Source organism: Undibacterium sp. Ji22W (assembly GCF_049340305.1).
Classification (GTDB): Bacteria; Pseudomonadota; Gammaproteobacteria; order Burkholderiales; family Burkholderiaceae_D; genus Undibacterium.
In genome coordinates this window covers 531,282-554,588 of the sequence record NZ_JBMPOU010000003.1, presented here as the reverse complement: position 1 = coordinate 554,588, position 23,307 = coordinate 531,282, and the positions used below count along the sequence as shown (strand labels likewise).

The 23,307-nt window shown below is 46.4% G+C and carries 14 protein-coding genes; 2 read left to right on the top strand and 12 right to left on the bottom strand.

What is annotated here, in order from left to right; genetic code table 11:
• Positions 1-202 precede the first annotated feature (202 nt).
• Positions 203-970 (top strand): substrate-binding periplasmic protein, encoded by a 768-nt coding sequence (locus ACO0KW_RS14940; RefSeq protein WP_423054059.1) that lies wholly within the window; start codon positions 203-205, stop codon positions 968-970.
• Between the two features lie 20 nt (positions 971-990).
• On the opposite strand, the gene ACO0KW_RS14935 is transcribed toward ACO0KW_RS14940, so the two are convergent.
• From ACO0KW_RS14935 to ACO0KW_RS14915, 5 genes are all read right to left on the bottom strand, one after another.
• Positions 991-2,001 carry a M28 family peptidase gene (locus ACO0KW_RS14935; RefSeq protein WP_423054058.1) on the bottom strand — a complete coding sequence of 337 codons (1,011 nt, stop codon included), beginning with the start codon at positions 1,999-2,001 and terminating at the stop codon, positions 991-993.
• A gap of 92 nt (positions 2,002-2,093) precedes the next feature.
• Positions 2,094-3,830 carry a lipid A export permease/ATP-binding protein MsbA gene (gene msbA / locus ACO0KW_RS14930; RefSeq protein ID WP_423054057.1) on the bottom strand — a complete coding sequence of 579 codons (1,737 nt, stop codon included), beginning with the start codon at positions 3,828-3,830 and terminating at the stop codon, positions 2,094-2,096.
• A 10-nt stretch (positions 3,831-3,840) separates the two neighbouring features.
• Complete coding sequence (locus ACO0KW_RS14925; protein ID WP_423054056.1) at positions 3,841-5,139, bottom strand: O-antigen ligase family protein; 1,299 nt, start codon at positions 5,137-5,139, stop codon at positions 3,841-3,843.
• A gap of 1 nt (position 5,140) precedes the next feature.
• A complete protein-coding gene (gene dnaE / locus ACO0KW_RS14920; RefSeq protein ID WP_423054055.1) occupies positions 5,141-8,572 on the bottom strand; it encodes a DNA polymerase III subunit alpha in 3,432 nt (1,143 codons plus the stop codon).
• A gap of 364 nt (positions 8,573-8,936) precedes the next feature.
• Complete coding sequence (locus tag ACO0KW_RS14915; protein ID WP_423054054.1) at positions 8,937-10,349, bottom strand: NAD(P)/FAD-dependent oxidoreductase; 1,413 nt, start codon at positions 10,347-10,349, stop codon at positions 8,937-8,939.
• Positions 10,350-10,703: 354 nt separating this feature from the next.
• On the opposite strand from ACO0KW_RS14915, the gene ACO0KW_RS14910 reads away from it, so the two are divergent.
• Complete coding sequence (locus ACO0KW_RS14910; protein WP_423054053.1) at positions 10,704-12,323, top strand: sigma 54-interacting transcriptional regulator; 1,620 nt, start codon at positions 10,704-10,706, stop codon at positions 12,321-12,323.
• Positions 12,324-12,437: 114 nt separating this feature from the next.
• Here ACO0KW_RS14910 and ACO0KW_RS14905 read toward each other — a convergent pair whose 3' ends face one another.
• The 7 genes from ACO0KW_RS14905 to ACO0KW_RS14875 all read right to left on the bottom strand — a co-directional run bounded on the left by ACO0KW_RS14905 (position 12,438) and on the right by ACO0KW_RS14875 (position 23,297).
• Positions 12,438-12,929 carry an acyl-CoA thioesterase gene (locus ACO0KW_RS14905; protein WP_423054052.1) on the bottom strand — a complete coding sequence of 164 codons (492 nt, stop codon included), beginning with the start codon at positions 12,927-12,929 and terminating at the stop codon, positions 12,438-12,440.
• 106 nt (positions 12,930-13,035) lie between these two features.
• Positions 13,036-15,225, bottom strand: a complete 2,190-nt coding sequence (locus tag ACO0KW_RS14900) for a protein kinase domain-containing protein (protein WP_423054051.1) — start codon at positions 15,223-15,225, stop codon at positions 13,036-13,038.
• A gap of 207 nt (positions 15,226-15,432) precedes the next feature.
• Positions 15,433-17,556, bottom strand: a complete 2,124-nt coding sequence (locus ACO0KW_RS14895) for a tetratricopeptide repeat protein (RefSeq protein ID WP_423054050.1) — start codon at positions 17,554-17,556, stop codon at positions 15,433-15,435.
• 183 nt (positions 17,557-17,739) lie between these two features.
• Positions 17,740-19,017, bottom strand: coding sequence for a lanthionine synthetase LanC family protein (locus tag ACO0KW_RS14890; protein ID WP_423054049.1), 1,278 nt, complete (start codon positions 19,015-19,017; stop codon positions 17,740-17,742).
• On the bottom strand, positions 19,011-20,108 hold the full coding sequence (locus tag ACO0KW_RS14885) for a T3SS effector HopA1 family protein (protein WP_423054048.1): 1,098 nt from the start codon (positions 20,106-20,108) through the stop codon (positions 19,011-19,013). The genes ACO0KW_RS14890 and ACO0KW_RS14885 overlap by 7 nt, the downstream gene beginning before the upstream one ends.
• Positions 20,105-21,202 (bottom strand): aminoglycoside phosphotransferase family protein, encoded by a 1,098-nt coding sequence (locus tag ACO0KW_RS14880; protein WP_423054047.1) that lies wholly within the window; start codon positions 21,200-21,202, stop codon positions 20,105-20,107. The genes ACO0KW_RS14885 and ACO0KW_RS14880 overlap by 4 nt, the downstream gene beginning before the upstream one ends.
• Before the next feature lie 763 nt (positions 21,203-21,965).
• The gene (locus tag ACO0KW_RS14875) at positions 21,966-23,297 is read right to left on the bottom strand and encodes a hypothetical protein (protein WP_423054045.1); all 1,332 of its coding nucleotides are present in this window, start codon (positions 23,295-23,297) and stop codon (positions 21,966-21,968) included.
• Positions 23,298-23,307 lie beyond the last annotated feature (10 nt).

Below are 23,307 nucleotides of genomic sequence, written 5' to 3'. Positions count from 1 at the left end.
AATATTCACCGACACTCTATGATTTCCAGCTTCACCTAGCTCGGTAATTTATTTCGAGCGCGATAAGAATTCCGATCAGCAAATAAACAAATAATTTCCAACATGCTTGAAGTCAAATTTCTGGCATGTAGGCTTCAAACCAACGCTTATGACGATCGCTCCACTATTTCGATGGCTTTTTTGCGCAATCAATAGACTTCATGTGACTACATGTTTGTTGCTGTGCATTTGCATACAGATTCCGTTAGCGGCGGCCGAGATCGAGAAAATCCCACTACTAGTGCGTGAATTGCGTAATGATCAGGGTGAGATTATTCCGGTCAAAGACGATATACGCCAATTGTTCTTGTACTTCGAACGCGAAGCCAGCGTCAGCTTTGAAGTGCGTTACTACCCAATGGCGCGCCTGCTTCACAATGTCAAAAACGGTGAAGGTATCGCGTTTGGACTATCAAAAAACAGCGAACGGCTGGAAAGCATGCAATTCTCAGATTTCATTTACGCCAATTATGTCTGGTTGGTCACACCGAGAACTCGCCAGTTTCATTTCAACCAAATTGGTGATCTCAAAGGGAAGACCGTGGGCGTGATCCGTGGCGTCAGCTATGGTGATGAGTTCGACCAAAGAAAAAACGACGCATTCAAAGTCGAAGAAGATACGGCATCACATGTGGCGCGGCTAAAAAAACTCTCCATGCACCGGATGGATGTGATGTTGTTCGGCGCACGGCAAGCAGATCCAAATGCAGTTCACACCCTACTCAGGCACATGCAGAGCGTTGATAAGTCGCATGTCTTAGATGCTGCTGAAATCGATTTTGCCGTACTTAGCACCCCTCTCAGGATTGATGAACTTCATTTTGCCACTGCATTGAATAAACACGGTGAATTAATCAAACGCTTAAATCTCGCAATTGCACGTGGCAAGAAGACTGGCGAGATCTCGCGCATACTTTCTCCTGTTAAATAGACACCTGTGGTCGTCGTGACTTAACGCTTTTGCTTCAAGAAGCGCACCAGCATATCACCAAAGTCGGCAATATTTTTATTCGAAATAATTTCTGTCGTATCTTGTGCTGTATGCCATTCAGACAAATTCGTCCAATCAATAATATGCAATAAAGGAATGCCAAGCTGCGCAAATGGCAGATGATCATCTTCTATTGCAATATTCGCTGCGAAGATTTTAGTACTGGTTTTCTGCCCTAAGAATTTTTGCGCTAATTGCTGATTAGAACCAGTCGTAATAAATAGATTTTGATTTTTATGGCCAATCATGTCTAACACCAACACTGCTTTCACAGGGAGGTTTTGATACAGTATGCCTTCAAATTGACGCGACATCGTGGCGGCCAGAGCACGTGATCCATGGATGTTATCTTGGATACCGACTAATCGTTCGCCATCACTCCACTCCGGCAAAGTGGCTTCTTCGCCGTCAAAAAAAGCCAATGCAATACTGCAATCTAAGTAACGCCCATTGTCTGGCTTGGCAGCCTTTTCCTGAGTTCGAAGGACATTAATTACCCGTCCTAGTTCCTGCATTGCTGCTGTCGACGAGCCTCCATCATTCGCGCCGACAAATCTGAAATTCTGATAAATCTTCGTGTCGTAATGACCACCAATTAAAATCAGACAACGTTCGCTACCTTTCGATATCGCAACAATATTTTCGCCTTCAACTTCTTTCACTGGTGTGGCATTTTTATCTTTACCACCCAATTTGACATGCGCCAAATTTGGAATTTTGGTGCTGAACTTTTGACTCTCCACTTGCCAGCCATGCTTTGCCAAACCAGCTTTAATTTCTTGCGCTAGTTTCTTTTGCTCAGCGCTCGCCATAGGATGCGGCGCACGCGTAAATCGCTTCATCGCCTGATCGATATTCTCGACGCTAAAATCAGCTCTGCTCTTGCTTTCTGTTCCTTGAGAAGCAGAAGTGAAGACAAATGCAGATGCACCAAACAAAACAGCGAATAAAGTACGGGACAACGTAGACATGCACACTCCAATCAAAACAAGCGGTTTTTCGACTTTCTTCGCATCAAGCATCATGTACTAAGACAAATCAGTCACCTAGTACACATTCAACATTAGCCCGCAAACTGCAATCGATACAGGTTCGCATAGGCAGATTCTTTTGCTAACAACTCGGCATGCGTGCCGACTTCCACAATTTTACCTTCGACTAAGACCACAATCCGGCTCGCGCGTTCAATCGTCGATAAGCGATGCGCAATGACCAATGTAGTGCGTCCTTGCATCAATTCATCCAGAGCAGCCTGTACAGCGCGTTCGGATTCGCTATCTAAGGCCGAAGTAGCTTCATCCAAAATCAAGATCGGCGCATTTTTATAGATCGCGCGGGCAATTGCCAATCGTTGCCGTTGTCCGCCGGAAAGACGCATACCATTGTCGCCTATCATGGTGTGAATACCCTCAGGCATTTCGCTTACGACATCTTGCAAATGAGCAGCACGAATCGCATCATTAATGCGGGTTTGGTTGGGCGCTGCATCGCCATAGGCGATATTCGCTGCAATCGTGTCATCGAACAAAATCACATTCTGACTAACCATCGCGATCTGTTGACGCAGACTCTTAAGTGAAATATCGGCGAGCGTCACGCCATCTAATAAAATTGCACCGCTCGCAGGTTCATAAAAACGGGGAACCAAATTCACCAATGAAGTTTTACCACCGCCAGACATTCCCACCAGCGCTATCGTCTCGCCAGCTTGCACTTGCAGGTTAATATCGGTCAAAGCAGGCAGTTCCTGCCCGGGATAAGTGAAATTCAGATTCTTAAATTCTAACTGGCCTGTGGCACGTCCTGTGATTGCTTGACCGCTTTCGCCTTCAGGAATCGCATCAACCATACCATATACCGATTCAGACGCTGCCATACCACGTTGCAAAGGACCATTCAAATCTGCCAGACGTTTCAGTGGTGTCAGCAGCATCATCATCGCAGTAATAAAGGTGACAAAATCACCGACAGTCGTGGCATCTTTGCGGGCTTGCGCCAGCGCCAACATGATCACGATCGCGACTGCCAGTGAGGCTAGAATCTGCGTCAAAGGCGTGGTAAATGAGACTGCCACCGTACTTTTCATTGTGAAACTACCGAGCTTTTTATTTTTTGCCTCGAAGCGTTGTTGCTCATATTTTTGGCCACCAAAAATACGAATCACCTGATGGGCACGTGTCGTCTCTTCTATCACCTGCGTCAATTCACCACTCACTTCTAAAGACTGATGATTCAGCTTACGCAGACGTTTACTAACACCACGCACTAGGATCGTCATGCCCGGAATCAAAATAAGAGTCACCAATGTTAATTTCCAATTCAACCAAATCAGATAACCCATCAGCACAGCCACTGTCAGTGAATCTCGGAACAAAGTCGTGATCGATACTTTCACCATTTCAACGATTTGCTGGGCTTCAAACATGATGGTATTGATGATGCGTCCACTTGACTCGGCGTGATAAAAGCCGACTGGCACATGCAATAATTTATCGAATACTTTTGCTCTTAATTCGTTCAATAAGTTCACCGAAATCCGGCTCATCAGATAGCTGGTGGTGAAAGTACAAGCACCGCGAATGACAAAAATGCCGATCAATATTGCTGGCACGTACCATAAAGGAAAGTCCATTTGCTGTCCCTTAAAGCCATGATCCAGTAATTTTCCCAACCCCCAAGGCAAGGCGACTTCGGTCAAAGCGGTACCGCACATCGTCAGTACAGTGAGAATCAGATAGGCACGGTATTGGGTCACCGAGGTCCAGAGTCGCTTCAAAATCGGGGTATTTAATTTAGCCATGAATTCTTGTTCAAATAGTTGTACGGCGCACTGAATTTTCACCCATGCCTGCCAAGGGTATTGCCAGCAAGATCAACATCGCAAAAGCAAACACACCATCGCGCATAATCGCATTGAAGCAAGCGGCGAACATCATTCCAATAGTAAGCATCGCCAACAACATCGCGCGCTCGCTATGCGCTCCAGATACCATTTGACGAGCAATCCACAGTTGCATTCCCCACATCGTTAGCAATGCCAGCAAACCAGCAATGCCAAGTTCAAACCAATATAGTAAATAATCATTGTGTGGCGTGGTCATTTTTTCGCTGATCTGACCCTGCGCTTTTTGCTGATACATGGGCAGCCAATTACCTATGCCATGTCCTGTCCATGGGCTTTGGCTGATCATTTGCCAGGTATTCATGTAAAGTTCCAAGCGCATACCATCTTCCGTCACTTGCTTTGCCTGACCAAAATCACGTACCTGATGTACAGTGCAGATACCGCGATTTAGCAAGATCTGCGCGCCGCTCAACTTATAAACGTCGTGCATTTCTTTCGCCAGACAAGTGGTTGGGGCAGGCAATTGCGCAACACGTGAAATCGAAAAAATCACTACCAACAATAAGCTCGCCACAGCACCCAATTGCCACCAACGGAAACTAAAATTACGAAATACCAGTAAGCCACATAAGAGTACGAACAATAAACTCGCCGTTCGCGATTTAGTACATAACACGAGGGCAATCAGCACATACACAAAACTCGTTGCACGCCACAAAGTGAGGTTTTTACGTAAGCGCCATTCGTGCAACATCCATGCAGCCGCTATCGCTAGTAGTAAACCCAAAAGTATAGACTTATTACCTTCATACAAAACGTAGCTCTTGAACAGTTTAATATCAGGCAACACACCCAGACTATTCAGATAAAACAAACTGGCAGCGATCACTGCACCCAGGAAAAAATTGCGAACCGCATTTTGCTGCCACGCGCCACTACCTATACTTAACATGGGAAACAAAAACCAATAAGTCTGATAATGTGAAAAAGCAGCCGCGAATTCACCGACCGGATGTGCATGAATGAGGCTGATCAACACAGAGATCACGCTTAAACCTATGACTGGCCATAGAAGGGGCGATGACTTCATCCGCGCTATCTTATTCTGCCAGTCGCCAGACATAGCCCAGGCCAACAAAAACAAACCCAACCCTGCGTACATCAAGCCCACTTGGAAAAATAGCGTGAGCGGCAAGTAACTTAATATTTGCGCTGGCAATTGCTGACGCCAATCAGGATTCGCGATGTTTTTTAGCATAGCCATGTTAGTTATATTCGATCTTCACGTTCGCTGGGCTTAACCAATCACCGAGTTTTTTGCGCAATTGATCATCCGGATTCACCCGCCAGGCATCCGACAAATACAATTCAGCCGACGCCGTTTGATTTGTATAAGCAATCAAGACCGGGCAACCCTCATTATTCAAATGCGCTCGCAAGATCTCGGCTAATTTTTTGGTGTCCGCCTTGGCATCAAGCTTGACGCGCAAACCCTGCGAAAATTGTACGCGCGCCCGGCCAATGTCCATCACACGCTCCGCGGTAATTCGCAAGCCACCGTTGAATCGATCTTCCGACACTTTGCCCATCACCGCTAGGAATTCATCTTCTTTAAAAATGCCTTTGAATTCTTCCGCTAATTCGCCATACACTGTAACTTCGACGACTGCCGTACCGTCATCTAAAGTGACGATCAACAAACGTCCACGCTGCGTCATTTGCGTACGCAATCCAGCGATTACGCCACCGATCAAACGCAAGTCACGCGATGGTTCCACTTTTGCCAAAGTCGTCTTAATAAACTGCCGCACTTCCGGTGCATAGGCATCGAATAAATGCCCAGACAAATAGAAGCCAAGTGCTTGCTTCTCTTCAAGCAAACGCTGGCGATCTGACCAATGTTCGGCTTTCACATATTCTGGCGGTGGGATCATGTCATCATCGTCACCAAATAGACTGACTTGATTCACCGATGCTTCAGCCTGCTCGGCGACTTCCAAGGCAAAATCGACAGTTGCCAATAAAACTGCGCGGTCTTGTTTCAAACAATCCATCGCACCAGCACGGATCAAGGATTCAATCGTACGACGATTGACCTGGCGCTTATCGACACGTTTACAGAAATCAAAAATATCGGTGAACGGGCCGCCATTTTTACGCGCAGTGACAATGCTCTCAATCGCATTTTGTCCAGAACCTTTGACAGCCCCCAAACCATAACGGATTTGCATCGCTTTCTTACCAGCCTCACCGACTGGCATAAAACGATAGTCGGATTGATTGATATCAGGTGCCAACATTTTCAGCTTGCAGATATCTATCGCGTCTTCGACTAAAATTTTTACCTTGTCAGTATCATCCATCGCGAGCGACATATTGGCTGCCATAAACGCGGCAGGATGATGGGCTTTCAAATAGGCAGTGTGATAGGACAAAAGTGCATACGCCGCCGCATGGGATTTATTAAAACCATAGCCAGCGAATTTCTCCATCAAGTCGAAAATCTCATCCGCCTTCTCTTGCGGCAAGCCATCCTTCGCTGCACCGTCACGGAAAATCTGACGATGTTCTGCCATCTCTTCAGCTTTCTTTTTACCCATCGCACGACGCAGCAAATCCGCACCGCCGAGTGAATAGCCACCGACCACCTGCGCCATCTGCATAACCTGTTCCTGATAAACCATGATGCCGTAGGTTTCCGACAAAATACCTTCGGTACGCGGATCGGGATAATCAAACTTTTCACCGTGCTTACGCTTACAGAAGTCAGGAATCAAATCCATAGGACCCGGGCGATACAACGCCACCAGCGCAATAATGTCTTCAAACCGATCAGGACGCGCGTCTTTCAACATGCCTTGCATGCCTCGGCTTTCCAACTGGAAAACGGCAACGGTTTTCGCTTTGGTGAGTAGTTCGTACGAAGCTCTATCGTCCAGCGGCAATTTCGATAGATCAAACTCTGCCATCGCTGGATCGAGCATTTTGATATAGCGCACGGCACGATCAAGAATCGTCAAGGTAGTCAAACCCAAAAAGTCGAACTTCACCAGACCGACAGCTTCGACGTCGTCTTTATCGTATTGCGACACCACACCGGAATCGCCGCCCTGTGTATAAAGTGGACAGAAATCTGTTAGCTTACCTGGTGCAATCAAAACGCCACCTGCATGCATACCGATGTTCCGCGTAATACCTTCGACCTGTTGCGCCAGATCGAGCAGCGTTTTGACTTCTTCTTCGTTTTCTTGTCGCTCTGCCAGCAAAGGTTCTTCGACAATCGCTTCCGCAATCGTCACTTGTTTGCCCGGCTTAAATGGAATTAGTTTCGATACGCCATCGCAAAACATATAGCCAAAATCGAGCACACGACCAACGTCGCGAATCGCGCCTTTGGCCGCCATGGTTCCGAAGGTGGCGATCTGCGACACCGCCTCTTTACCATAGCGATCTTTCACGTACTGAATCACGCGATCACGGCCTTCCTGACAGAAATCAATATCAAAGTCGGGCATGGAGACGCGCTCAGGATTCAAGAAACGTTCGAACAGCAAGTTGTATTGCAGTGGATCGAGATCAGTAATCAAGAGCGCATAAGCGACCAAAGAACCCGCACCAGAACCGCGACCTGGCCCAACTGGCACACCGTTATTTTTTGCCCATTGAATAAAGTCCGCAACGATCAAGAAGTAACCGGGGAAACCCATTTTAATAATGGTATCGGTTTCAAACTTCAAACGCGCTTCGTAACGCTCACGGTTTTGCTCGCGCTTTTCTGGATTTGGGAAAAGATTTTCTAATCGGAATTCCAAACCGCGCTTCGCTTCAAACACCAAAAAGTCATTAATTGTCATGCCTTCTGGCGTAGGGAAATCTGGCAGTTTCGGCTTACCGAGTTCTAATTTCAAATTGCAACGCTTAGCGATTTCCACTGAGTTCGCCAACGCGCCAGGGATATCAGCAAACAAAGCCAACATCTCTTCGCGCGATTTAAAGCATTGTTGATCATTGAATTTGCGCGCACGCCTGCCGTTCGCCAGCATTTCGCCTTCGGCAATACAGGTACGCGCTTCGTGCGCAGTAAAATCATCTTTACTCAAAAATTGAATGGGATGCGTGGCGACGACCGGCAACCCCAAACGCTGCGCTAATTTTACCGCTTGCTTCACATGCGGTTCCATATTCGGCTGTCCCGCTCTTTGGATCTCTATATAAAAGTGATTCGGGAAAATACTCGCCCAACGAAGTGCATTGCGCTCGGCCAGATCGAGATTACTATTGTCAATGGCAATACCGACATCACCAAAATGTGCGCCCGACAAAGCGATCAGACCTTGTTCGCTATCGTTTTCAAATAATTCTTGTAGCCATTCAAATCTAATTTCAGCACGACCACGATGTTGATTTTCTATCCAGGCGCGTGCAAGCAGTTCACATAGCCGCAAATAGCCGTGACGTGATTTCACCAAAAGCAAAAGTCGCGATGGTTTATCTCTATCGTTATCGTTCGTGATCCAGACATCGCAACCAGCGACCGGCTTGATACCTTTACCGCGCGCTGCCTTGTAAAATTTCACCAAGCCAAACAGATTACCCAAATCCGTCAAGGCAAGTGCGGCTTGTTTGTCTTTGACAGCGGCTTTCACCACGTCATCAATCCTGACGAGACCGTCAACAATAGAATATTCTGAATGCATGCGCAGATGCACAAAATGAGGGTACGTGGAAGCAACGCTGTTAGCGTGTGCTGAGGAATTGGACGAAATAGGGGATGGGATAGCGAGTTCTGTATTCATCTCGCTATTTTACCGTGTTGCTGCCGCCTTGGAAGGTCAACCTGCATAAGTATCAAAGCAAATGACCAAATGCAAAGCGCTAATACTTACGGTTGAAATACGTTCAGCAGAAACAGCGCATTTTGCACAGCATTCCAGCTCTGCGATTGACGCTTTTATAGGCAACTGCGGACAATCACCAAGCAGGGCTTGTGAAGTCACATCCGCCCATCAACTGGGATCTGCAATATTTTTCGGCAAAATTATTTAATCGTGTTGCATAAATTCAATCAAAATGTAATCGATCTGTGTTGAGAAATACCCGGTCTTCCTCTTCTTCGGTCACAATTTCTAGATATCCAGTTTCTATTAGCTCCTGCAATCCTAATAAAATCTTTTGCTCAGGCAAATGCAGGTGTCTTCTTGAGAACAATTCGATAACCTCACGAATCGGCTTGCCTAACTCACAAAACAACCAGAGATCTTGCAGTTCATTGGCTCTCAAGTGAATAGGTGCACGAGCCAGTTTTTGTTCAAAGTAATGCGTAGCATGGACGATAGAATCTTTGGAAATTGCTACCACAGCCCGTCGACGTGCCCAAAAAACTTCATCTGGCCAGCGCGTCTCACGTTGGTAGTATTGCCATTGCGTCTGTAAGTGTTGCTTAAAATCTTGCTCAATCGACTGCGAATAAGTGGCTAGCAAATCACCACTGGAAAACAGACCATCAACGGCCATAAACGCACCATGGATACCATTGGCTAGTGCACGCGGAATTCCAGATGATGAAATCGGATCATATGAGGCTACGGCATCACCCACAGCAACCCAATCCTTGCCACCAGCTTCTTTCAAATAGGAGGAAAAACAAGGAAATGAGCGTGGTTTTTCAGGAAAAATGACGCCTTCAACCGCTTTCCCCATGAACGGCAACTCCCTCAATAATCCTTGCCAAACATCCGGATGGCAAGCTTGCATCTTATGGGCGATATCTGGATCAGTCATCAAGACCACTGAGACTTTGTTGTCCGGTAACGGTGCGAGATGCCACCAACCATATTTGCAAGCCACAACCTGACTATCTAATTTGGTATTACGGCCCTCTGGCAATTGGCCAATGCAAGTGACTCCAATCAAACGATCATAAACCGTCAATGCTAAATTCAAGTTGGTACGCATCACACCCCGACGCCCCGATGCATCGATAATGTATTTGCAAACGATCGTTTGCATTTGCTGATCTTTTGACTTGATTTCGACCCGCCATCCGCGGAAAGTTTGGCGTTCGCAAGTAATGACCTGACTATTGCAGCGCAACTTCCCACCGCGTTCCCTAAAGGTATTGGTCAACAATTTTTCGAAAGCTACACGATCAAGGTTCCAGCCTGTGCCATGAGGCGTGAACATATATTCCAATTGGCGTTGCGATTCGTTTCCCCAGCTCACCTGACTATAAAACGGACTCAAATTTTGAGTTTGCGCAAAGTCTTGCCATACATCCAAATACTCTAAAGTAGAGCGCACGCCCGACGACAAGGACTCACCGTATTTATATTCAGAATAATCACCGCGCTCCACAACCATGACATCGACATCACCACGTTTTAGTAACGCAATACCTGCGGCTATCCCTGAAGGACCACCACCTAATATCAGTACATCCAAGAACTGTGTACTACCCGAATGTTGCGCTTCCATAGTATTTGCCTTTTTCGTCAGCATAGATTGAATGACCGAGCACGAACCCGTCATTCGAATGAATATAGATATGCAGCAGCAATTCACGTGCCAGCTTTAGCTCAGACAAAAAAAGTGTCGTTTTTATAGGAAAGGCATGAAATATGCTTATGTTCCCGCTAAAATGCTTCACACAATCAATTCCGACTCGCGCAGAATTGCATAAAATCATTTTTTAAAAAAATGTGATGCTATAAAAAATTGGATCCGGCCTGAAGTGGTCGGCACAACAATCATAAAAATACGTGTAAAGAATTTTTTTACACGTAAAAAAATTGCGTAGCTCCCATTAACCGTCTTTTACGCCAAGTACAAATGTCAAACGCTGATTACACAATCACCTCTCCACTTGCCCTCACGGCCTCAAATAGTCGCCCTTTACTAGGATTGACTATTGCTTGGCATCCAGATCCAAGCCGTATTGGAGAACAATTCGTTAGTACCACAGAGGCCGGCACGATTGAACTGGGCCGCTTCACCCCCACATTTCGCGCCATTAACGGTGATGCATTACCGGTCGGCTATGGAGGTATTTCGCGTGATCCATTGCGGATCGTAAGAGATGACCAAGATGGCGTTACCATTTATCCGCCAAATAGTCGTATGGTGGTTGAAATTAATGGTGCAGAGGTTCGTGACCCCAGCTTTTTCTCGCCAGAACAAATCGATGTTGGTGTCATCATCGCATTGGGACGCGCGGTTTTCGTTTGCGTCCATTGGATGCGTTGCTTGCCGAAGCACAATCCCGTTGATGGATTCATCGGTGTAGGTAGTAATGCCATTTTTACCCGCGACTTAATTCGTCTAGCCGCAACCAATGACAATACCGTTTTGCTATTAGGCGAAACTGGCACTGGTAAAGAAGTCGCAGCACAAGCCATTCACAACTTAAGCAAACGTTCATCCTCAAAAATGGTGTCGGTCAATATGGCGGCACTGAACGAATCGCTTGCGGCAGCCGATCTATTTGGTGCTAGCAAAGGTGCTTATACCGGCGCACAAAATAGCCGGGAGGGATATTTCAGTGAGGCACAAAATTCCACCCTATTTTTAGATGAAATTGGTAATACGCCGCTCACGGTACAGCCGATGCTCTTACGCGTACTGGAGAATGGAGAATATCGGCCACTGGGCGCGACGCGCGATGCGCGCTCGACCGCCCGGATGATCACGGCAACAGATCAGGACCTATATCACACTAATTTTAATCATGCCTTGGTGCGTCGTCTGGAGAGCTTTATCATTCGCATTCCGCCTCTGCGCGCGCGGCGCGAAGACATCGGCCTGCTGATTTATCATCTGGCACAAAGAAATGACGTTGCACAGGTCAATCTCGCATTAATCCCGCCAAGCTTAATCAGTGATATGCTCAATTTTGAATGGCCTGGCAACATCCGACAATTGAGCAATGTTTTGAAGCGAACGCTACTGTCATTGCAATTGGGCGAGTATCCTTTACTTGCGAATATGGTCGAAACACCAACAATCACGGTAACCGCAAGTGCGGATCTCCGTAAAGTGTCTACCAACACAAACTTAGCTCCTTCCTCACTGAAAACCGCAGAACTTACGGCCAAGTCCGCGACCAATGAGTTGATAAAAAGAGTGAGTGACAGCGCAAATGATGGTCCAGTCGCCGCACCAGTTGAACGCAAGAAACTACGTGATTTAAGTGAGCAAGATGTGATCGATGCAATGCACAGGCATGATTGGACTATTCAATATGCCGCCGACGATTTAGGCATTTCACGTCCTTCAATGTATAAATTGATTGATGCAAATACGCAAATTCGTCGGGTTGAACAAATTCCGGCAGAAGAAATTCGCGCGCATTTAAGCGCCGTCAATAATGATGTGGAACAGTGTGCGGCGCGTTTAAAGACTCCGAGTGAAGCACTGCGCAGGCACCTGAAAGGATTGGGCTGGATCGTCTGACTTTCAGGCTCCACTAAGCGAGCAATGAGGAAACAGTACTGTGCGTGATCTTCATTGCAAGCTTGCATCACATTGCACTGCAATCCACACGCCCAGTTATTCTCCATAATCTGGTCAATCTGTTTGATTCTGTTTCACTGGCACCGGCCCGACTAGCCGTGCAATTTCATCCGGCATACATGGACGTCCGTTGGCATCAACGACAGCGCCAAAAATCTTGGCTACACAGATCAATTTTTGTGAGTCACGCAATCGCATTGCTTGATGAAACACGAAGCGTAATCGAGATATCCGCTCTAGGCGAACGTTGACTTCAAACACATCTCCACTTACTAATGAAGCTTTGTAATCGAGTTCTGACCGAACCACAACTAGGTTGATTTGACGGCGAGCGCAATCGGCAAAATCTATTCCCAAAGTTTTTAGAAATTCATGTCTTGCGTGTTCACAATAATTAAAATACACAGCATTATTGACCACCCCAGCTTGATCGCATTCGTAATCACGCACCTGAAGCACGATACTGAAATGTTGTTGCAACTGAAGCGCTTGTGCTTCCGAAGGTTCTTGAGTTTCTTGAGGTTCTTGAGTTGCTTGATCTGTCATCGCACACCTTCACTCATCGTTTAAAATCACCAATAAAATTGGATGATGCATCTCAAAAAGCAACAGATCAATGTCGTGTGCCAATGCTGCATAAGTAAATCACTGGTTAGCGCAAATACTTCGGATCGCGACGAAGTGCTACCAACTCCGGTTCAGCTTCGATCAATTTGGGCGAGTAACCAAATTCTTTTGCTTTAGCAATCGCCTCCAGTGCTTGCGTACGCATATCAATCATCTCAAAACTAACACCTGCAACAAATTGCACTTCTGCACTGTTTGGCGCCAAGTCTAGTGCCTTTTGAGCATAAATAAAAGCTTCTGCATTCTCACCCAATTTTGCCAAATATAATCCCATGCGTGAATTTAATACGGCTTCATGTGGATTATTCTTCAACCTTGGCTGCAACAAATTACGCGCTTTGTCATAGGCAATTTTCGCAACATCCGATTTACCTGGTAACCAAGACATCGTGTCACCTAATTTTGCCCAAGCCAGATAGTCGTTAGGATTACCCTTACCCTCAGTCACCGAATTTTCATACGCTCTGGCTGCTCCGACATAATCACCACGCGCAAATAGACTATTCCCTAGCGCTAGATATAATTCGGCGCCGGGCTTAATTTTCAAACCTGTTTGCAATGCCTGAATACCGTCATCAAGCCGGTTTTGTCGAAATAAAGCATTCGATAGTCCTATGTAAGCAGATGCACCATCTCGCTTGATTTGAACACTCAGCCCATACGCAACTTCTGCAGCCGCATAGGCTGAAGTCATCATGTAAATTTGCCCTAACTGATCAGCAAAAAGACGTTCCGCTGGAAACCGTCTGGAGGCTTGTTGTGCCATCACTAGCGCCTCATCCAATCGTCGCGCACGAATAAGCAATTCTATTTTTGTGCTCAGGGCCAAGGAACTATTCGGGTCAAACGCGAGCGCACGTTCAACATCGGCGAATGCAGGCTCAAATTGATCTTGCAAGCCTAGCACTTTGGCATTCGCTATGTGACTGAGTGCTAGAAAGTCGTTATATCTCACAGCTTCTTGCGCAAAATTCACTGCTTTTGTTAACCACAAACTATTCTTTTCATCATTGATATAACGGTGGCTATACACGAGCGATAGACTGGCAGAGGCAGCAGCATGTTGCGGTGAGTGTCGCAAAATTTCTGCAAAATGTTCTTCAGCAAGATTGATCATATCGATGCGATCAAAATTATTCAATGCATCTAATCCTAGCTGCATTTCTTTTGCTTCAGAATAGGGTTCCATTCTCGCTTGCAACTGCGTCCAATATGGCTGTGAATACCAGACGGAGATCCCGACTGCCATACAAAACAAGATCAATAAAGTCAGGCGCCATTTCTTAAATTGCACGCGCCAATTGAATCGACCTCGCATCGGTGTCGGCAAAGGAGCTAACACCAGATTGAGCGCAGCCAGATTAAATGTACCCGAATTGAGTGACGGCGCATCGATTGCTGCGATCTGAGCGCATTGTGCCGCAACTTCTTGCATGCTACCAATTCTATGATCAATTTGACGCACCGTCATGGCGCGAACTAGTTGTCGCAATATTTGTGGCAGGTGGTCTGGCCATGGCCACTGATCTGAATTCGATTGGATCACTGCAGCTGCGAGTGCCAGGCCAGATAAATTGGCAAACGGCCGGGCACCGGTTAGCAATTCATACAAAATAACGCCAAGGGCATAAATATCGGAGCTCGGTCGCAGACTGGCACCAGTTAATACCTCCGGTGCCATGTAAGCAATAGTGCCTTGCGGATCAGACTGCACCAAAGACGTAGTCGCGTCTCGGTCGGCCTGAATCGCCAGTCCAAAATCAAGAATGCGCACTATTCCGCTTGGTTCCTGCATCAAATTAGATGGCTTTAAATCACCATGCACCAATCCGGCAGCATGAGCCTCCTGCATTGCCTGCGCGACTTGCAAGACGATGTCGATGACGTGTGAAATACTTGGAGTTTGGGTATCTAATACCTGACGCAAGGTGCGACCAGGCACGAGTTCCATCACAATTGCCTGGCTATCCTCCGTCTGTTCCAAAGCATGCACTTTGACAAAGGCAGCATGTTGCAAGGATGCGGCGAGACGAGCCTCTTTCATCAAATCAACGCCTGGTGCAATATTTTTTAGGTACTTTATGGCTACCTGGCGGTGCAATTTGGCGTCCCATGCCTGATAGACATGCCCAAACCCACCCTCACCAAGGCTTTTACCTAGTTGATAGTGCAATAATTGTTCAGGTTGTGTGGCATTGTCTATGCTTGCTGACATGTAGAATATTTACTGAGTCCGGTGAATGGTATATCGCACTCTATTCTAAACGAATTTCACTGCAGAAATACTGTTAAAACCCTCCGGAAACAACAAGCCTCCGAGATGACATTTTTTGAAAAATATTCGACAAGACCAATAGCTGTTTAAAAAATGAGCAACGAACGCGCGTACTTCTCAGTCGGTATCGGAAGTCAGTATCAAAAATTAGAGCCCTGCATAGCGATGATCTGACCGCAATGCTTTCAGCCCCGGATGAGTTTCTATCATTATCAATGGCAAGCCAAATTGTTTGGCCAATCTAATTTCATTGAGAGACTGTTCTCGGTCTTGAAGTAACTCAAAGGTGAATGCGAGCCAGAAATGAACGTAAGGATCTTCAGAATGCCGTGCGATCGCGCGCCTCGCTAATAATTTAGCCTGTTCAATGTCTGCCAGTCGCACCATAATGACGCTCTTTGTTGATAGCAAAGTCTCATCATCGGGTGAGCGACTAAGGCGTATATCCAACAATTCCAATGCGCGTTGATAGGCCTGAATCGCAGCTGACTCGCGTCCCGGCACCCACATTAAAGACTCGGCATATTCGAACCAACGTAAGTAACTACCGGCGATTCCCTTGTCTGGTGAGACTGCCTGTGCAAACGCGTCGGCTGCTGCTGCATAATCGCCTGTACGAAACTTTGCATTTGCTAAGGCACCATACAAATTCGCGTTTGGACGTACTTGCAAGCCCTGCTGAATTACCTGTAAGGCATCGGCATCGCGCTGTTGGCTGGTTAAGCATTCAGCTAACAATGAATATGCTAATGGGGAGTCGGGTTGGCGCTGCAGGCTGTTCCTCAAAACACTTTCTGCTTCAACAAATTTCTTTTGACTCAAATACATTCCTGCCTGTAAATCAAGTAAGTAACGATCTTGCGGAAATTTGTTCGCACCCTTTTCAGCCAGCGGTATCGCTTCGGAGAAACGTCGCATCTCCAACAAGACACTGACTTGGGTATGCCATACCAACAAATTATCGGGATCGAGATCGCGCGCACGAGCAGTCATCGCTAATGCATCCTCAAGACGATGATGCCACTGCAAAATTCTTGCATTCGCCAACAGACTAATCGCTAATTCACCATCGAGCATCATCGCTTGTTGCGCACTTGCCTTCGCTTTTTGAAACCAGATTTCATCACGCTTTTCGGCACTGTATTTCGATAGATATAAAATCGACATATAGGCTGCGGCACCCGCATGATCTGGTGTCCGTTCTAAGACTTTAGTGAGATGCGCCTGGGCACTATCGAGACGCTTAGCATCGGTTCTATAGGTGTATTCCACCAGATTACCCGCTGCTTGCGTCATTTCTTTGGACTCAGAATAAGGCGTCAGATATCTGATAGCCTTAGGCCAATAGGAATTGAGCTGCCATGTAACGCCTCCTACCACTAGTAACACCAATAAGCCAGTCAAGAGAATATGACGTGCACGGCGTGGTTGTGTAGGTTGTCGTTCCGGCGGCAAATTCAACTTCAAATTACCCGCATTTAGCAAAATAGTACTGGCTGAAGAGAATTCAGTTGCGAGCAACACACGGCATTGCTCCACGACTTGCTGACAACTAATACGCTGCCCCAGCACTGGGGCGGTCATTGACAAAATAAGCTCACGCAAATCTGGTGAGATGCTTTCAGGCCAGGGGAAATGTGTATCTTGCAAAGGTATGCTGGACAGGTCTGGTCTGCGTGCCGCCATCATTTCGTATAGCAACAAGCCCAAAGAAAATACATCGTGACTGAGATCATGATCCGGAGTCGTAATTGATTGATGCAAAACCAATCCTACAATAGGAACACGAACTGCACCGACATTATCAACCAATAAATTAGCAGAACGCAGATCACCATGGGCTAGTCCGACAGCATGAGCTTCTTGTAGTGCGGCCGCGAGTTGCGCCAAATGCCTGAGGGCGAATTCTTTTTGCCCACCATGTTGTTGTATCCAACTCATCAGATCAATACCACTGACTGCTTCCGTAATCAGAATCAACTGTTGATTGAATTCTTCAAGCGCATGAATACGAATAAATGCAGGGTGCTGCAATGACGCCGCTTTACGTGCTTGCTGCAAATAAATGGAATTTAAATGATCCGACTCTGCCAATGGTAGGCTAGCCGGTCCTACTTCAAATTGACGAATGACATGCATCTGAACTGCACGATGCAATTTGCTGTCCCAGATTTGATAAACGCTCAACAATCCCACGTCCAACAAACAGGCATCGATACGATAATGCTGTAGATTTTCAGGTAATTGGAGGTGGGCGGGCGACGAAAACATGCAGTATTTCAGCCTGAGGGCTGATCGGATCAATGACGAATTGATTCTAACCTGAATTTTGCTTAGCGATCCGATCGTGGCGACAACTATCGTGCAATTCGACACAATGGTCGTATGAAAGTTGAGAATCGTGATGGTTAGTATTTCGACTCTAAACCGTCGCCCTACCCTCAATTAAGCACCTTAGTCTATTCCAACCAACAAGATCGAAGGCACTCTTTGTGCGTCATACATACGTAAATAAAAATAGCCGATCCCTGCCGCGCCCAACATCAGTCCTGGCGATTCGCCCGCACCACCATTACCACAGGGCCAGGGCAAACCCTGTCTTACGTAGAAGGTATGGCCGTCTTGCGCAACTTGGTCTGCGACTTTCAATAGCTCAGGGCGCTGCAAATCTCGCGCAGCCATGATCATCAATTCTGCGTTCCCTGCTGCGCCATGGCACAAAGAATAATTGAGTTTCCCCGGAACCCAAGGCTGCAGCAGTGCATTCCTACTCGCATAGATGGCTGCTTCCAGATCTTGCTCAATCACGGCATCGTCCTGCATTCCCGCTAATAATTGCCGATTTCTGAGGCGCGACAAACCTATCCCAGGAGCGCCATGACACCAAGCCATGCTACAACTTGGTGAACCAGCCTCCGCTTCTGCAAACTTGCGCAAGTCCACCCAATTGGATTCTTTTTTTTCAAACCAATGATTTTCATACTTAATCGCCGCTTGCGCGGCATTTAAGAACTCTTGCTCTTCTGTCGCGCCATACAATTCCAACAAAGCGGTAGCGATTCCCGCTGTGCCATGCGAATGCCCGGTTAAATTCGATTTCTTGGCACCACCGATGGTCGACCAGGAACAGCCATATTCACCGTATTCAGCAAGTTTCAACAGATGGCGGCCATGCTTGACAGAAAATTCCAACAAATCCTCACGTTGATATTTTTCTGCGAGATGCAGCAAAGCTGGTATCGCACCGGCACTGCCAGAAATTACGTCAATATTTTTTATGTCGAAAGGGATATCACGTAAATCATTCAGCAAGAAAAACCCACGTTCGACAAGCACATCGCGCTGAAGTATTTCGCCGATACGTATCAAGGAAAAGGCAATGCCGGTACGACCGGCATAAAAACCATGTCCGATGCCAGACGGCAGTCGAACGTACAAGGACAGGGCCTGGTTTACCGCACCTTCAATCGCCCGTAGTTGTTGCCTGTCTTGTGTGAACTGATAGAGCTCAGCCAAGAATAATCCAATGCCGCTGGTGCCTCCGTACAAATCTGCCGCACAAGAGCGATATACGGGCGTTAAGCGCCGCCCCTGCACCTCCTGATTCCATCCCAGCCAGCTACAACGAGTCTGATCCCACACCGCATCGCGACACAGTGCATTGCCAATACGGTCGGCTATTTCAAGGTACAAAGAATTATTTTCCGGAGTCAATTTAGAGGCTTCTACCATTGCGTTTCTTTATCAAATAACCGTGCTTCGAAAATATCACTGGAACGAGAATTAAGATAAGCGCGCTCCAGACTGAGTTGGTGCGCGGAAAAAACTTCTTCTATCGCCCCCATCTTCGCCGCTTCATCTTGCTGGCCTTCCTGCCAGGCAGTTACCAGTCCCTGCGCTACTAATGTACATCGATGCATACCGAAACTCGTCCCGGTATTCGGGTCCTCTGCCATACCAACACCAGATATGAGCTCGCGAGAAAACAAGGGATTTCCATCTCGCAAGCAGATATGCCCCTCGCTTAGGAGATCAATAATGATAGTCGCCACGATCTGAAAAAACCGACGTGCAATATATAAAACTGCTGCATCAGTACGTGTGTACATCGCAGCCTGCACCAAGGCCTTGAACTTAAATGGAATCTGATAACGATTAAGGCGAGCGGTCAGGTGCGCCATCAAGACAGGTGCTTGCTCGGCACTGACATGAAAGTAGAATCGTACGACTGCATATTCATCAAACTGATCCGACAATGTTCGGCCAAATGCAAAGAAAAAACTTGGTTGAACATCGGTACTTCCTGCAAACATGCGCACACTGACAAAATCACCGCTTACCGGTGCGACGCCTGGCCATTTATAGGTACTGTATTCACCCGCCATCACAGCACGACTACGGTCGCCCTTTTGCACGAATAGTCGCCCATCGGCAACCGTTTGATAGATTTGCCATCCAGGATCCCAACCATCTTTATTATCGTTGGCAGCGTGAAACAAGGGGGTCAGATTCTGATCGAACATCTCTGATGCACCGCCTACCTCATTTTCGGAAATTTCTTCACTGCCGTAAAAATGACGTACATAGCAACGATCGTAAAGTTTCCCCGCCAGTTTTTCGATTAATCGAAAAGTAGAAGCCATATGACTGGTGTGCGATTCACCAGCCAGACGCTCGTCGGAAGTAGCAAGGACATAACGTGTCGCTCCTAAAGTGAAGGTGTCGAAACTTTCTATCTGCACGCTTTGACAGATTTTTGCTAGTTGAGCACGCAATTGATATGTTGATCTTGGCGAGATGCTTGGCTCTGGACTCTTTGTCATAGACTATCCTCAGAAAAACCAAACAACTTCACCGCGGCTTGCGCTGGTTCGTCCAAAATTTGCTGGCTCAATTCAATCAAAGCATGCGCGTGTTGGCTCACCTCCGCAGCACCATACAAGGATTCAAATGCAGTGCTTAACATTCTGACTGCAGCAAATTCCATGCATTCCAATAAATACGCTGAACGCTCTTGTTCTGCTAGCGGTATGGCATCGCAATATGAGCGCCAAAAGGTATGAATACTGGAAAACATAGCAGGCATGCTATCGATAGTATTCTGCAGCAATTGCTCTCGAAGTTGTGTCTTATCTCGATAGCGGCGCATTATCCAATGTGACAAGTAAGCTTGAAATACCGAGCCAACATCCCAGCGCCTGTCACCAAAATCGATAAGTTCCCAATCGATAATTTTTAGTTGGGGCCGACCTGCATCATGAAATATCAAGCAGTTGTCCCATTTTAGATCTGCATGGATTAAGGTCTCAAATCGCCAAGTCTGAAACAATCTGTCCAAATGAGACGTGAGTCTGGTATTGCTACGTAGTAGTTCGGCAAATTGCACTGCACCCGGACTCAGTGACTTCGGTGGAAAATAGGATTTCTTGTAGTAGGTAAAAATCCATGGGACTTTTTTTTGAAGATCGGGAATCGCGGCATCCAGATCCTTCACATCAAACGAAAGACGATGGTAACGAGCCACCGCATCGGCGAGTAAAATTGCCAGAGGTGCGGGGAAATTCTCATGCTGCGAATAATATTCACGCAAATTCTGGCTATCGCGCACGAGCTCAAAAATCAAACTATGCCTAGTATGATCATAATCGATCAATACTGGCATGGAGGTCGCCCACTCAGGAAAATGTTGTGCCCAACGATAGCACTGTGCTTCCTTCAATAACGAGCTTTGAGCAAGGCTATCCAAAGACTGAATTTGCTTCACAAAAATCCCGCCACGTTCACCGGCTAAGACTTTGAAGTTGCGGTTGTGTTGCCCTGCTTCTACGACGCTGAATTGCCCGTCCACCACATCACTAAGTTTTACAAATCCTCGGGCGGTTAAATAGTGCGCCAAATTAGCTGCGGTTAAAAACATAAATTAACGAGGGAAAATAAAAACAGCAAATACACAAAAAAATAAAAAAATACCCCAGCTAAATAGAAAACCCGAAGCAATTTGTATGCTTCGGGCTTAACCAGAGCTTAAACTCCCGTTACTTGCATCCTAAAAACTCAAGGACAAGGAACAGCTTAAACACCGCGATTAACAGAGGAATGCTGGTGCTGCTTGAAATACTTGAGACTGATGTTGATTTTGAGGTGGTGGGACAAAGTTTTGACGTGAAGACATCGCCGTTGTGCCACAACTTTGACTACATGAAACGGACACCGGATCAGTCTCACAACTTTGACTGCATGACACAGATTCTGGGCCTGTTTCACAACTTTGACTGCAAGACACAGATTCTGGGCCTGTTTCGCAACTTTGGCTACATGACACAGACACCGGATCGGTCGGGCAGCTTTGGCTACACGACACAGATTCTGGACCACTCAGGCAGCTTTGACTGCAAGCAACAGAAACTGGTTCAGTATCACAACTCTGACTACATGCAACTGAAACCGGACTACTATCGCAACTTTGACTACATGCAACTGAAACCGGACCACTGTCACAACTTTGACTGCATGAAACGGAAACAGGCGTATTGTGTATATTCTCAGAACTCATCAAATCAATAAAATCCATTCTTATTTCTCCCTAATTCAAAAATATTAACCACAGCACAGGATGCACAATTCAACTTTCATCCCGAGTCATTTACAACACAATTTATTCAATAACTCAAAACAACGCGTCACTTCGACAATAGGTCATATGGGGACAACGCACCATAAATTTGTACCGAGCCATAGCCACCCGCAAAATAATCAGAAAAACTACCGTCGATCAAGCTCGGTTCGGAAACATCAACAATCACGACATTCTCAGCGTCTAAATACTGGAAGTCTGCGGGGTATTTGTTGGGATCACAGCCTTGGGCCGGATTCTTGACACATGCCAATTGTGTGTGTGCTGAATACCGAGTGCCATTCTGATCAAATGTGTAATTCGCATACACCGACTGCACACCTGCAACATTACCTGCTTGTGGAGAGTTACTGTTGTCGAGCGAACACCAGCCATCTACATTGAAGACAAAACCATTTGCACCGGCAACGACACATTGTTGCACGATCACAGACCCACTTGAAGGCACAAGTTGAATTTGCAGTACAGCATCGTCGGCTGGCAAATTCTCCCTCGTCATATTTTTTCTTAATCGTGCATCATCGTGATCGAGACAAATCTCTATCCCATAGTTAATTGTCGAGGGTAAATTATCCTGACCAAAACTTTGACTAAAAATCGCATGACTATCATACGCATGTTTTTTTACGTCGCCGTCGGATAGATCAATGTGTGGATAAGCCACCATTTCTTCCGTGATCACATCTTGATTGGTAGTTTCGAACAATACAAAATCAATTGGTGAGAGGAAGTATTTTTCTGTTGTCAGCTGCTGGTATTGCAGAGGCTTACCGGGCAATTGCAAACCAAGATTACTAAATATTAAGGCGCGATCACGGACTTCAACTGCGGGATTCGCACGCAGGTCAGTGATTGTATTATTCAAAATCTCTTCGGTAATACTACGCGCATTTCCAAATTCTGCTTCTGCATTCAATGCCAGACTTTCTACCAAACGCTTGCGCATTTGTACCGCAGGAGATTGAAACACTGCATCGATATTGGCCACTTTGGCACTGATCATCGTGCCAAATACAAAAGTCCAATTAGGGTAATCCTGCGGATTGAAGGTCTGAGCAAGCAACTTTAAAGCGAGTTCAGCAGGATCTTCATCTACGTGGCGATAAATGTAAGGTCCTAGCGGGCCGTGAAAATAAAATTCCGGCGCCATGAAAATATTATTCACCAATTGCGTGTCTTCATTCGCAGGCAGTGCTAGCTTTGCGGTATCAACAGCATTTTTCAGAATGGCAATACGTGCCATCAAATCTTGCTCGACATTTGCGGCGCCAAGATAATTGCCGACCAGATACTTCGACAAAATGAGCTTATCCTGACTAGGCCCAGTCGGAATCGCATAACCAATAAAACGACATTTAGAATAGTTATTTGTAGTCATACCACTAGAC

Bases quoted from the DNA above. Each gene is read 5' to 3' on its own strand.
- ACO0KW_RS14900 (WP_423054051.1), bottom strand. From the start codon at position 15,225: ATGTCAGCAAGCATAGACAATGCCACACAACCTGAACAATTATTGCAC.
- ACO0KW_RS14880 (WP_423054047.1), bottom strand. From the start codon at position 21,202: ATGTTTTTAACCGCAGCTAATTTGGCGCACTATTTAACCGCCCGAGGA.
- dnaE (WP_423054055.1), bottom strand. From the start codon at position 8,572: ATGCATTCAGAATATTCTATTGTTGACGGTCTCGTCAGGATTGATGAC.
- ACO0KW_RS14910 (WP_423054053.1), top strand. From the start codon at position 10,704: ATGTCAAACGCTGATTACACAATCACCTCTCCACTTGCCCTCACGGCC.
- ACO0KW_RS14905 (WP_423054052.1), bottom strand. From the start codon at position 12,929: ATGACAGATCAAGCAACTCAAGAACCTCAAGAAACTCAAGAACCTTCG.
- ACO0KW_RS14915 (WP_423054054.1), bottom strand. From the start codon at position 10,349: ATGGAAGCGCAACATTCGGGTAGTACACAGTTCTTGGATGTACTGATA.
- msbA (WP_423054057.1), bottom strand. From the start codon at position 3,830: ATGGCTAAATTAAATACCCCGATTTTGAAGCGACTCTGGACCTCGGTG.
- ACO0KW_RS14885 (WP_423054048.1), bottom strand. From the start codon at position 20,108: ATGACAAAGAGTCCAGAGCCAAGCATCTCGCCAAGATCAACATATCAA.
- ACO0KW_RS14935 (WP_423054058.1), bottom strand. From the start codon at position 2,001: ATGTCTACGTTGTCCCGTACTTTATTCGCTGTTTTGTTTGGTGCATCT.
- ACO0KW_RS14895 (WP_423054050.1), bottom strand. From the start codon at position 17,556: ATGTTTTCGTCGCCCGCCCACCTCCAATTACCTGAAAATCTACAGCAT.
- ACO0KW_RS14925 (WP_423054056.1), bottom strand. From the start codon at position 5,139: ATGGCTATGCTAAAAAACATCGCGAATCCTGATTGGCGTCAGCAATTG.
- ACO0KW_RS14875 (WP_423054045.1), bottom strand. From the start codon at position 23,297: ATGACTACAAATAACTATTCTAAATGTCGTTTTATTGGTTATGCGATT.
- ACO0KW_RS14890 (WP_423054049.1), bottom strand. From the start codon at position 19,017: ATGGTAGAAGCCTCTAAATTGACTCCGGAAAATAATTCTTTGTACCTT.